Below are 12766 nucleotides of genomic sequence, written 5' to 3'. Positions count from 1 at the left end.
CAAGTGAATGAAAATGATTTTACATCAGAAGAGTTTGAAAACATTTATTTAGAATTAGCGGGCGATACGTTGTCCCCTTCAATAGCAAAATTATACAGTCATTATACTCGTATTAAAATGAAACAGCCTGGACTTCTTGGTTGGAGGAATGACGAGTTTTCTGAAAGATTAGAAGAAGCGGTTACATTAATTGATATTGGACTCTTTGAGAAAGAGCATGGATTAGCAAACTGGCGTAATGCATTAAGACGCGCTGGTGAACTTTTGGAGTGGTTGTCACTTCCAGATTTAAATGACAATCAACTTCCGCTACGTTTACTGGCAGCTGCTGTATACCAGTTAGCTGGGTATCCAGCACTTTCTTTGGGTTTATTAAATAATGAAATATTAGATTCGAATGATTCTCAAATGTTGACCATGCTACTGAAAGGGGATTTTCCTCATCTTTTAAATTTGAATATAAGTTATTGGACAAAAGCGAGAAGCCTCAAAAACAAGCAAAATGATGTGGAACCTAATTCAATAAATAGCATTATAAATAATCGGATTGTAGATGAAGTGGTACGAGCTCTTGGGATATTCTGTACATACATGCGTTGGGGTGATGCAGAACGTTTATCAATTGCACAGAAAAAGCTGCATGACTTATCAAAACTTATGATTTATGGTAGTGATAGTTACTCGTGGTTGCTTTCTAAAATTGTCTCTGAAGTTGTAAAGGAATTTGTTACTAATTCACTACGATCAAATGTACAGTATCTTTTGGATGGTGTATCTGCTGACGGTAAGAAAGCATTTGAAAGATATTTGAGAAACAACTATCGAATTCAGAAATCTTTAGCTTGGTATTCACAAATTAAGGGTATTGAAAGACTAATAAAAGATGAATCCTTTACACTTTGTACACCTACCGGTTCTGGAAAAACAACAATTGCTGAGCTGGCCATAATTCAAAGTATGTTTCTTGAAATAAAGGAAGGTTCTTTTAATTTGTTAAACGTTGCTCCTATTACAATGTATTTGGTTCCTTCAAGAGCGCTTGCAACGGAAGTTGAATCAAAACTTGGAAAAGTTTTAGGAGACTTAGGAAGTTCTTCGGTTAGAGTAACAGGACTATATGGCGGTATAGATTGGGGTCCCACAGATGCTTGGATTACTTCAAATGATCCAACTGTTTTAATTTGCACTTATGAAAAAGCAGAGGCACTAATTAGATTTTTGGGTCCGCTTTTTTTAAATCGTGTTTCGCTAATTGTTATTGATGAAGTTCATTCAGTTCAATACAATAGCATTAATCATGAGGACCTAAGAAGTGGCGACAATAGGAACCTGAGACTTGAAACGTTAACAAATCGTTTATTACGTTACACTGAAGATAAAAGAACTATTGCCTTATCAGCGGTTGCCGAAGAAAATGAATTTCTTGCTAAATGGATATCCGGAAATGAAAATGCAGATCCAGTAATTTCTAGCTATCGTAGCACTCGTCAGCTCATAGGACGACTTGAGTGGATTCAGACAGGTGAGTATGAAATGCGCTTTGATATCCTCGATGGAAGTGATTTACTGTTTAATGAAACTAATGGTTCGGAAAATGTACCATTTATTCAAAGACCATTTGATTCTTTTCCTATACCATATAAAGTGATACCCAAGAGCTTTACAAATGAGAAAAATGGGGTTAGTAAGCGGCAAAGACCACATTTATTTTGGGCTGCAATGCAGCTAGCACAGCCAGACGAACAAGGAATTCAACATTCGGTATTAATATCAATTACACAACATATTGGTGGTTATGCTGAAGATTTTTTGCTTGTCTTGAATAAAGTATTAAAAGGAATAGAACTCCCTCCATTCTTCATCCCCCCCTCTGAAACAGAGCATATTAAATTGTTTGAAAAATGCTTACTGGCTTGCGAGGATTATTTTGGTATTGAGTCAAATGAATATCAGTTACTATTAAAAGGTATTGCTGTTCACCATGGAAATATGCCAGGAGTAATGGCCCGGCTAATGGTAGAACTTCTACAGAAGCATATTGTTCATATTGCTCTAGCCACATCAACATTATCAGAAGGAGTGAATTTGCCTTTTGAGACAGTAATAGTTCCAACATTAACTCGTGGTGGTGATGTTATTCCATTATCCGAGTTTAAAAATCTAGCAGGTAGGGCAGGAAGACCAGGATCTGGAACAGAGGGTAGAACACTAGTGTTTTTGGAAACAGGAACTAGAGTATACAGTAGTCTAAATGCTCGTCAGAACTATGATTTACTTATCGATACAATGAGAAAAGAACAGCTTATGGAAGTTAGGAGCACACTTAGCCCTTTAGGTGCATTAATTCAACATATTGCAGATGAATGGCGAAAAATTACCGGATCAAATTCTTTAAAGGAATTGTTGAATTGGCTTGAAAAAACAATACCTTGTAATGGTGTAAATGAAGAGGATTTAGAACCTCATTATGCTGAAGAGGCATTGGATTCATTGGATGGTTATTTACTCTCTGTAATTGTTGAACAGGAAGAAGTAACCAACAAAATTTTAAATCTAGTAGAACTAGAAGACTATCTTCGCGATGTATGGAAAAAAACATATGCTTGGCAAGTGATGCAGAATAAAGAAACATGGGAAAAAGTTTTTTTAAAGCGAGGCATATCAATACGTGAAAATGTATATCCAGACCCTGAAATAAGAAGACGTCTTTACCGGACTAGCGTAGCACCGCGTTTTGGTAAAAAAATTATCAGTGAGTATCATTTGGTAAAGGCTCATTTGGCTAAAGGATTTAATTATGCCCGTTGGTCTTCAGATGAAAAAATAAACTATATTGTTGAAGCTGTAAAAGTAGTAGGAGATTTAGGGAAATTCAAAGTAAAGGAAAGCGTGAAAAGGGGCAAGAATGCTGGTAAATGGGACGAAGTATTAACGTGGTGGTTGCACCCAGTTAAGCTATCGAAAAAGCCAGTGAAAAATGAAGTGTCAGAATGGATCAAATTCGTTAAAGGAAACTTTGAGTATAAATTCAGTTGGGGACTAGGTACAATTATGGCGTTGGTTTTAGATGATCTTAATAACGGGGTCTTGGTAGAAACCAAAATTGAAGATTGGCCCAATACAGGCCTTCCATGGGTTGTGTTTTGGTTAAAGGAGCTAATTACTTGGGGAACTCTAGATCCTGTAGCTGCATTGTTACTTGCTCACGGTGTAGAAATTACTCGTAAAACAGCAGAAGCAAAAGCAGAAGAGTATTATTCAAGTAGTGAGCTTTCCGAGGAAGAGGTATTAAACCCTTTAAAGATTAAAGAGTGGGTAGACATATATTCTAGAAAAGATATTAATATACTGGATTTTTCTATAAAACCAATTAATGCGAACCTTACTCGAGATTTTAGCAATGCAAGTAATAGAAAATGGAGAGTTTTCCCAATTATATTGGAGAATAATATATCTTGGATTGATCCAGGGGGATATGAATTGGCTACGAGTGATAAGTCAATGCAATGGGGTAATAATATGGAATCCAGATATGATTTTATATTAGATGTTGATACAAAGATGATCGACACTTCCACATTTTTATAAATAAAAACTGTATAATAATTTCTATTAAAAAATGATCAAGAAAGATTATAGGCATGAAAATAAGAATAATTAAAAAAGGATGATAAATTGATGGATAAATTAACGTATCATTACCCTCCCGAAGTATTTAATTTATTAGTTGATACAATCCCTTTATTAAATCGTTCAAAGAATGACGTGCTTTTATTTTTTAAGGGAGCTGGAGTAAAGAACTCATTATTATTGGATATTGAAAATACTATTCTTACAAATAGAGATTCAATAAATAAATATGATATGGTTCGTACAATACTGGCACGACTCAATGAGTCAGGTGAAAATACATTAAGAGAGAGGAGAGAGGTTGTAAAAAGAGTAGTAGAGTTTGAGAGTTATGAAAGTTGTTGGGATACAGATAGATTAAAAGCAAAAGGACTAGTTTATGAAGTTAGGCAATTAGTTAATGTAAAAGATTCATTCACCAGAATGAAAAATGCAAAAGAAGAGGCTGAGCTGGAGATAAGAAAAGAATATCTTAAAAAAGCTGCTGAAGCTCAAAAACTCGCTCAAGCTAAAGAATTATTTAAGAATGAGATCAGTACACTGTTTGTTATGAAAGATCCGCACAAACGTGGGAAACTATTTGAGGATGTTCTAAATAGGTTGTTTAGTTCATTTGGTATTCTGATTAAAGAGGCCTTTACCTTAACTGGGGATAGTAACGAAGGGATTGTAGAGCAAATAGATGGTGTGATTGAACTGGATGGCGACTATTATCTTGTTGAAATGAAATGGTGGAACCAGGCTGTTGGCCCCGATGAAATTGCTAAACATTTAGTCAGAGTATTTACACGAGGGCAAGCACGAGGTTTATTTTTTTCAGTAAGTGGATTCACAGAAGGTGCTCTGACCATGTGTAAGCAGTCATTAGACAAAGTTGTTATAGTTTTAGGAGATCTCTATGAATTTATAATCATGCTTGATAATGATGGAGATTTAAAAAAAATTCTAAAGGATAAAATTCAAGCGGCAATTATAGATAGAAATCCTTACTATAAAAGAGAATATTGATCTGGGATTTTCGTGAGGGGAGTTGTTGTAACTTCAGCGACTCCTCAAATGGGGGTCTGTCAATAATTTTGTGTAAACTCTTTTAAGCATAGATTCCCCGAGGGGGGATTTGTGATATAACGCAAGCATTGACTGACCCAATCGGGAAAAAAGACGGAAAGCTGGAGTAGCATTTGGCCCCAGTTTTGAACACTTCTTGTCCATTTCCGGTTGACGTCTACGGTAGTCAGATTGAGCATCTTCAACAATGCTTCATCTTTAGGAAAGATGCTCTTTCCTTTCGACACTTTACGAAGCTGACGGCGGTAACTCTCAATCATTTACACCTCTGATAAATAGATTGATATAGCAGCGGCTAATTGCTGCATGGAATAAAAAACAAGGAACCCTTTCAGCAAACGCTATGCTGAAAGGGTTCCTTGTTTTAAGCTTTACGACACGTTCAATACTCATCTTCTGCCAACGCGTATTTCACGGCATTGTTCAACTGTCTACTCCTCATGCCCCGTCGATTGACGGAAAACCGGCAGCGTCTTCACATGCGTAACCAGTGGAGGTCTGCCGGGGTTTTCGATTTTGGACAGAAGCATCTCGGCGGCAAGGAAGCCCATTTCGGACCGGTGGATATGAACGGTGGTCAAGTGGGGTTCCACGATTCGCGACTCCGGGGAATTATCGAATCCGCAGACCCTAACCTCACTAGGAATTTGAATATCCAGGTCCTTTAAGATACGAATGGCATTAATGGCGATGTAGTCATTGGCGCATACGAACGCGGGTGGAAGATTAGTCATGCTGGCTAGTCGCTGCTTAAGCCACTTGTAGTCAGCGATATGCCGGTCGTCCTCGAGAATGCAGAAGGATTCATCAAGATCAATCCGGGCGGCATTCATGGCTTTGGTGAACCCGTCCCAACGCTCGTTGAAGCTCATGCAATGGCGGGAGTCGCCGATGAACCCGATCTCCGTAATTCCTTCATCAATGAGCTTCTTCGTTAGACTGAAAGTACTATGAATGTTCTCCATCAGCAGCAGATCTGCCTTCATCTCTGAAAACGTCAGTTCTGCTGAGGCGTCAATGAATAATGTCGGGATTCCGAATGACGTAATAAACTCCGAGTAGTTCTTGTCGAACAATTCGATACAGACAATGCCATCTACTTTACTTGTGTCGAAATTGACAGGAAGAGCCGACGAATCGAGTTCATTCTCCCGAACGATATGTATCGACAAATTGAAGCCTTCGGAGCTGATTTTTTGTTCGAGGCCGCTTAGCAGTGATGTGCCAAAATGTGAATTGTTCGGCATATTTGCTGTAAGCAGGGCAATATTGCCGGTTTTTTTGGCGGGTGAGACTTCTTGTTCGAACAAGGCGAACTGCTTGTAATTCATATCAATAGCTTTCCTAACCACTTTGCTGCGTGTCTCATCCGGTATAGAAGGATTATTATTTAATGCTTTGGATACAGTATTCCTAGAAAGCCCAAGCGAATCGGCTATATCTTGAATGGTTACTTTTTCTTTGTTCAAAGATAATGGCTCCTTTAGCAGAAGTGATGCGTTCTCAACCAAAATAATCGTAGTATAAATTAATGTAATTGTCAACTTAATTGTTACAAATGAACAATTAGATAAAAAGTAAAAAGAAAGATTGATATGGTTTGCATTTTGTGCAAAAGTAAACAAATGCACAATGATAGTGGACGGCGTTCGTTCACACCACGTTGGATTTTTCATAATAAAAAACTAATATTTCGTTGTTTAAAGCAGAAAAACAAATGAATTTTACGTTATTAAAATGAAAAGGTGTTTTATTGTGTGCATATGTTTACTTTTGTATTCATAAAAAGTCTTGACGAAGTAATCGTGATGTTGTAAATTAAATTTGCTAAGCCGTTGACCGTGACTTATGGAAGCACTTACTTTCGCGCGAGAAGTATCCAAAATCACATTTATGTTTTGCAAATGAGTATTGAGGGGGAGGAGAAGTTGCAACAAACTTCTGGAATTACACAAAATAAAAGACCGGAAGCCCGGAATCGCATAGGACTTATGGAGAAACTCAGGTATATCAAGAACAACTATTGGCTTTACCTTTTTGTGCTTCCCGCAGTCGTATTGACTATTATTTTTAAATATCTCCCTATGTATGGTGTTCTGATCGCTTTTAAAGACTACAGCTTTCGCAAGGGTATTTTGGGGAGTGACTGGGTTGGGTTTCATCACTTCGAACGATTCTTTAATGCACCCAATTTTGAGCAATTGTTATTCAATACACTTCAGTTGAACATTTACGGTCTTTTACTGGGATTCCCGGTGCCGATTATTCTGGCATTAATGTTGAATCAGGTACGCAAGGCCGCGATGAAAAAGAACATTCAATTGTTCTTATATGCGCCGAATTTCATTTCTGTTGTGGTTGTCGTGGGTATGCTCTTTGTCTTATTCTCTCCAACAGGCCCGGTCAATCAATTAGTGGTGGCCTTTGGCGGGATGCCGCTCTCGTTCATGTCAGAACCGGAATATTTCCGTCCGATGTATATCCTCTCCGGCATCTGGCAGGGAGCTGGATGGTCATCCATTATCTATGTGGCTGCATTGGCCAATGTAGATCCGGAGCTGCACAATGCGGCGACACTTGACGGTGCAAGCCTGCTTCAGCGCATACGGCATATCGATCTACCTACCATCAGGCCGGTTATTGCGATCATGATCATTCTCGCGGCAGGCGGCATTATGGCCGGCGGCGGTGACAAAGCCATCCTGATGTGGAACGAAATGAACATGGAGAAATCGGATGTAATCAGTACTTATGTCTATCGGATCGGCTTCCAGCAGGCGAACTATTCGTTCTCTGCTGCCGTGGAATTGTTTAACACCATCATTAACCTCATTATGCTGTTTACGGTGAATTTTATCGTGAAACGGGTTAACGATGGTGATGGAATTGTATAGGAAAGGAGATCATCATGGACAGTATTAAACCAACTAAGATGGACAAGGTCGTGCTCGGTGTTATCTTCACCCTGCTAGTTCTCCTCGTTGTAGCGATTATTGGTCCGCTGATTTATATGGTCGTGGCTTCGTTCATGGAACCGACGGCACTTCTGAATAAGGGGTTATCCTTCGACTTCTCAGATTATAGCCTTGAGGGATATAGAATGATTTTATCGGATGACAAAATCATTGGTGGATTTCTGAACGCGTTGCTATATTCCTCCGTTTTCACAGTAATAACGGTTTCTGTCTGCGTCTTTGCAGGATATCCATTGGCGCTCGACGACTTCGTCGGAAGAAAAGTGATTATGACGCTTTTCATTATCACCATGTTCTTTGGCGGTGGTCTGATCCCGACTTATCTCGTGGTGAAGAGTCTGGGCATGCTTGATACCATCTGGGCGCTCGTGATCCCGGGTGCAGTGAGCGTGTGGAACATTATTCTGGCCCGGACGTTCTTCCGGGGCTTGCCAAAGGAAATGAACGAAGCGGCTAAGATTGATGGTGCCTCGGATTTCACAATTTTCTTTAGCATCATCATACCGCTGTCCAAGCCTATCGTATTTGTCCTTGCGTTATATGCTTTCGTGGGTCACTGGAATGATTTCTTTCAATCTCTGATCTACTTGGAGAATCAAGACAAATATCCGCTGCAGCTCGTACTTCGGCGTATTCTGATTCTGAACAAGGTTGATCCGAATATTGTCTCTTCTATTAAGGAACAGGCTGAGCTAGCACGACTGTCTGAATTGATGAAGTATGCAGCCATCGTAGTCTCAAGTCTTCCGCTTCTTGTAATGTATCCTTTCTTCCAGAAATACTTCGAAAAAGGTGTCATGGTCGGTTCCCTCAAGTAGAGAGCCCACAGTTATTTAAATGAAGACAACAAAAGGGGAGAATTAGTATGAAACATATTAAGAAAACAGTATCCATTATTTCTCTGACGGCTGTTATGGCAATTACGGGATGCAGCAGCGATAAAGGAAGCGACAAAGAAAAAGGGAATTCCGGTGATCAAACCCTAACCTTCATGACGCCGAACTCACCGCTTGCTCCTCAAGACCCGAATGATAAGCTGATCTTCAAACGCCTGGAAGAAAAGACCGGCATTCATATCGACTGGAAAGTCTATTCGGAAGATGTGTACGTCGAGAAGCGGAATCTGGCTTTGGCCACAGGTGAGCTTCCGGATGCGCTTTTCAACGCTGGCCTGAGTGATTTCGATTTGTTGAAATTGGCCAATGACGGCACAATCATTCCTGTCGAGGAATACATTACGCCTGAGAAAATGCCGAACCTCAGTAAGGTGCTGGAGCAGGCACCCCAATACAAAGGTATGATGACTTCACCGGACGGGCACATCCTCGCATTTCCTTGGATTGAGGAGCTTGGTGAAGGCAAGGAGAGTATTCACTCTGTCAACAATATTCCGTGGATTAACAAGGCGTGGCTGGATAAGCTTGGCCTGCAAATGCCAAAGACGACGGAAGAACTGAAACAAGTGTTGATCGCGTTCAAAACGAAGGATCCGAATGGCAATGGCAAAGCCGACGAAATTCCGGTTTCTTTTATTAATGATGACGGGGCCAACGAGGATTTAAGTTTCCTTCTCGGTTCCTTCGGAGCTGGCTTTAACGGGGATCTAACGCTGGTCGACAATGACGGCAAGGTGAACAATGCTGTATTGGCGCCGGGCTATAAGGAAGGTATGAAGTACTTTCAGGAGCTGTACGCAGCGGGTCTGATCGATCCGGAATTCATTACCCAAGACTGGAACAAATTTATAGCCAAAGCAAAGGATGATCGCTACGGTTTGTACTTCACTTGGGACAAGGCGAATGTGAGCGGCATGGACAGTCCGTTTGAGCCGATGCCGGCACTGGAAGGGCCGAACGGCTGGAAGAATGTAGCCCGTGCGAACGGTATGGGATTTGACCGCGGCAGAATGGTTCTCACAGCCGATAACAAGAACATCGAAGCGACGATTAAATGGATAGACACACTGTATGATCCGTCCCAGTCTGTACAGAACAATTGGGGAACTTATGGCGATGAAGCGCAGCAGAATATTTTTGAAATGGACGAAGCTACTAAAATGCTGAAGCACTTGCCGCTGAACGGTGCTTCACCGAATGAGCTGCGCGTCAAAACAAGCGCTGGCGGACCGTTAGCTATTCTCGATTCCTATTACGGTAAGGTAACGACGATGCCGGACGATGCGGCCTATCGCATTGATATTTTGAAGAAGATCTATGTGCCAGATATGAAAGCTGAACATATGTATCCGAGAGTATTTTTCTCCAAAGAGGAATCAGAGCGCCTGACCCAAACCGAAGCCGACCTGTGGCCATATATTCTGAAGAAACGTACGGAATGGATGCAAGGCGCGAACGTGGACAAAGAGTGGGACGCATTCATCAAAGAGCTTGATCGTCTTGGCATGCAGGATTGGCTGAAAATCAAACAAACTGGTTACGACAGAGCGGGGAAATAACCAGTTACATTATAAGGCATACCGTCGGAGCATGAGCTCATTCTGCAGTGGGCCATGCTCCGACTATTATTATTATCCTGGAGGAGTGGGAGAAACATGAATTATACAGAGAAGTTCCGTCCGCAGTATCACTATTCGCCACAAAAAAACTGGATGAATGATCCGAACGGAATGGTTTATTACGAGAATGAGTACCACCTATTTTATCAGCACACTCCGTTCGCAAGCCAACCCGATTTCGGGAAAATGCATTGGGGACACGCGGTAAGCTCCGATCTGGTCCATTGGGAGGAGCTTGAAGCATCCTTGCCGCCAGGTGAGGACGGTGCGATTTTCTCTGGAAGCGCGGTAGTCGATACACAGAACACAAGTGGTTTTTTTGATGATTATGGTTCAGGGCTTGTGGCGATCTACACGAATAACGACAACAAGGCGCAACCAGGTAAGCCGCAGGTTCAAAGCATCGCCTACAGCAGAGACAAGGGACGGACTTGGACGAAATATGAAGGGAATCCGGTCTTGTTCCCGGAGACGACTCTTGATTTCCGTGATCCGAAGGTATTCTGGCATGAGGATACATCCCATTGGATTATGACTCTGGCTGTTCAAGACCGTGTGGAATTCTACACCTCTCCGAATTTGAAGGAATGGGCATTTGCTAGCGCATTTGGTGCTGACATCATCGGAACACATCGCGGCGTGTATGAATGTCCGGATCTATTCTCGATTCATGTCGATGGTGATCCCAATCAGAAGAAGTGGGTGCTCATTCTAAGTGTAGGCGATTGTAATGGAGTGAACCCGTACGAGCCTGAACCACCGGCAGGAGGCTCCGGTATGATGTACTTCGTCGGCAGCTTCGATGGTAAGACATTTACACTCGATGAGCCTATTCTTTCGGTTCATGATGTGAAATGGATTGATTTCGGGTCCGATTTCTATGCAGCCGTCACCTGGAGCGATATACCGGAAGGAGACGGACGCAAGCTCTGGATCGGCTGGATGAACAACTGGCGGTATGCCGGGACGCTTCCGACTGACAAGTGGCGGGGAAATGCATCCATTCCACGGGAGTTGAAGTTGAGAACCTATCGGGAAGGCCTTCGTCTGGTGCAAGAACCGGTAGAAGAATTGAGAAGGATAGGTTCACCGCTTATGGCTCTGGAGGATGTGACCTTGGTTCCGGATACGAATCTGCTGGCTGACATCACCATTAATAATGCGGAATTGATCGCAGAGTTCGAAATTGGAACCGCAACGGAGTTCGGAATGAAGGTTAGAAAGTCTGCGGATGAAGAAACGGTGGTCGGGTACGATACCCTAAACATGGAGTTGTTTGTCGATCGCACGAAATCAGGCACTACGAATTTCCATCCGGATTTCGCTGCTAAGCACCAGGCACCGCTCCGGCCTGTGAATAACCGTATACGCATGTCCATCTTCATGGATTGGTCTTCGGTTGAAGTGTTCGGTGGTGAGGGTCTAGCGGTCATCTCGGACATGATTTTCCCCGCTTCCGAAAGCAACGGACTTGAGCTCTACGCGGTTGGCGGAGGCGTAAAGCTTGTGTCGCTCCAAATCAATGAGCTGGGAAGCATATGGAGAGATGAGGTCAAGGAGGAAGCTCATGCGTATCGGGGCCATTGAAGCAGGCGGAACAAAGTTTGTCTGCGGTGTCGGGAATGAATTAGGGGAAATTGAGGATCGGGTTCATTTTCCGACCCATCGACCCGAAGAGACGATGGAGAATGTCATCGCCTACTTCCGCGATAAGAGAGTCGATAGCATAGGGATCGGATCGTTTGGTCCGATTGACCTCGAACACGCAAGTCCGACTTACGGTTATGTGACGACAACACCCAAACCTGGCTGGTCCGGATATAATTTCGTGGGTACGCTAAAATCGGTCTTCGATGTTCCGGTCGGTTGGGATACGGACGTCAATGCTGCCGCGTTGGGCGAAGCCACATGGGGTGCAGCGCAAGGATTGGATAGCTGCGTCTACTATACGATCGGGACTGGCGTAGGAGTCGGCGTCTATACCGAGGGTAACCTGGTGCATGGACTTGTTCATCCAGAGGGTGGACATATCCTTACAAGGCGGCATCCGGACGATGATTTTGCTGGCAATTGTCCCTATCATAGCGATTGTTTGGAAGGAATGGCTGCCGGACCGGCGCTCGAAGCAAGATGGAAGGCTAAGGGCGATACACTGCCGGAAGACCATCCGGCATGGGAGATCGAGGCATTCTACATCGCGCAGGCCATATCGAATGTCATCCTGACGTTATCCCCTAAGAAGGTCATTCTCGGCGGGGGCGTGATGAAGCAAGCTCAGTTATTCCCGATGATCCGGGCCCAGGTGGGCAGCATTCTCAATGGATACGTGAGTGCCAAGCCTATTGTATCGGATATCGAACATTATATTGTCGCCCCTACGCTCGGCGATAATGCCGGCTTGTGTGGGGCATTAGCACTGGGAGTAAGAGCATTGGATTCAGGTACAAATGTAAGTTAGTAGTTGAATCAAATCATGTCAGAACAAGAAGGGGCTGTCCCAAAAGCCATGAAATGGCTGCTTGGGACAGCTTTTTATTTTGGAGTAGGATCAACGTGAGCACTTGGGTGGACGCTGCGC

8 protein-coding genes and 1 pseudogene are annotated in these 12766 nt (G+C 42.7%); 7 read left to right on the top strand and 2 right to left on the bottom strand.

Annotated features, from left to right (window positions below; translation table 11 throughout):
* Positions 1–3: 3 nt before the first annotated feature.
* A complete protein-coding gene (locus J2Z70_RS08990) occupies positions 4–3588 on the top strand; it encodes a DEAD/DEAH box helicase (RefSeq protein ID WP_209871814.1) in 3585 nt (1194 codons plus the stop codon).
* 90 nt (positions 3589–3678) lie between these two features.
* Positions 3679–4638, top strand: a complete 960-nt coding sequence (locus tag J2Z70_RS08985; protein ID WP_209871811.1) for a restriction endonuclease — start codon at positions 3679–3681, stop codon at positions 4636–4638.
* Positions 4639–4760: 122 nt separating this feature from the next.
* On the opposite strand, the pseudogene J2Z70_RS33215 reads toward J2Z70_RS08985, so the two are convergent.
* A pseudogene (locus tag J2Z70_RS33215) lies at positions 4761–4958 on the bottom strand (IS256 family transposase); the annotation flags it as partial.
* 171 nt (positions 4959–5129) lie between these two features.
* Positions 5130–6167 (bottom strand): LacI family DNA-binding transcriptional regulator, encoded by a 1038-nt coding sequence (locus J2Z70_RS08980; RefSeq protein WP_209871808.1) that lies wholly within the window; start codon positions 6165–6167, stop codon positions 5130–5132.
* A 435-nt stretch (positions 6168–6602) separates the two neighbouring features.
* Between J2Z70_RS08980 and J2Z70_RS08975 the strand changes: the two genes are divergently transcribed.
* From J2Z70_RS08975 to J2Z70_RS08955, 5 genes are all read left to right on the top strand, one after another.
* On the top strand, positions 6603–7592 hold the full coding sequence (locus J2Z70_RS08975; RefSeq protein WP_209871806.1) for an ABC transporter permease: 990 nt from the start codon (positions 6603–6605) through the stop codon (positions 7590–7592).
* A gap of 14 nt (positions 7593–7606) precedes the next feature.
* Positions 7607–8491, top strand: a complete 885-nt coding sequence (locus tag J2Z70_RS08970) for a carbohydrate ABC transporter permease (protein ID WP_173128009.1) — start codon at positions 7607–7609, stop codon at positions 8489–8491.
* A 47-nt stretch (positions 8492–8538) separates the two neighbouring features.
* A complete protein-coding gene (locus tag J2Z70_RS08965) occupies positions 8539–10128 on the top strand; it encodes an ABC transporter substrate-binding protein (protein WP_209871804.1) in 1590 nt (529 codons plus the stop codon).
* A gap of 96 nt (positions 10129–10224) precedes the next feature.
* The gene (locus tag J2Z70_RS08960) at positions 10225–11775 is read left to right on the top strand and encodes a glycoside hydrolase family 32 protein (protein ID WP_209871801.1); all 1551 of its coding nucleotides are present in this window, start codon (positions 10225–10227) and stop codon (positions 11773–11775) included.
* Complete coding sequence (locus J2Z70_RS08955; protein ID WP_209872468.1) at positions 11756–12646, top strand: ROK family protein; 891 nt, start codon at positions 11756–11758, stop codon at positions 12644–12646. Before J2Z70_RS08960 ends, J2Z70_RS08955 begins: the two co-directional genes overlap by 20 nt.
* Positions 12647–12766: the final 120 nt, after the last annotated feature.

The sequence above is a fragment of the Paenibacillus silagei genome (assembly GCF_017874735.1).
Lineage (GTDB): Bacteria > Bacillota > Bacilli > Paenibacillales > Paenibacillaceae > Paenibacillus_AQ > Paenibacillus_AQ silagei.
This window is presented reverse-complemented; position numbering and strand designations above follow the sequence as displayed.

What these genes read in the sequence shown, in the direction of transcription:
- J2Z70_RS08985 (WP_209871811.1), top strand. Translation starts at nt 3,679, where the DNA reads ATGGATAAATTAACGTATCATTACCCTCCCGAAGTATTTAATTTATTA.
- J2Z70_RS08975 (WP_209871806.1), top strand. Translation starts at nt 6,603, where the DNA reads ATGAGTATTGAGGGGGAGGAGAAGTTGCAACAAACTTCTGGAATTACA.
- J2Z70_RS08965 (WP_209871804.1), top strand. Translation starts at nt 8,539, where the DNA reads ATGAAACATATTAAGAAAACAGTATCCATTATTTCTCTGACGGCTGTT.
- J2Z70_RS08960 (WP_209871801.1), top strand. Translation starts at nt 10,225, where the DNA reads ATGAATTATACAGAGAAGTTCCGTCCGCAGTATCACTATTCGCCACAA.
- J2Z70_RS08955 (WP_209872468.1), top strand. Translation starts at nt 11,756, where the DNA reads ATGCGTATCGGGGCCATTGAAGCAGGCGGAACAAAGTTTGTCTGCGGT.
- J2Z70_RS08970 (WP_173128009.1), top strand. Translation starts at nt 7,607, where the DNA reads ATGGACAGTATTAAACCAACTAAGATGGACAAGGTCGTGCTCGGTGTT.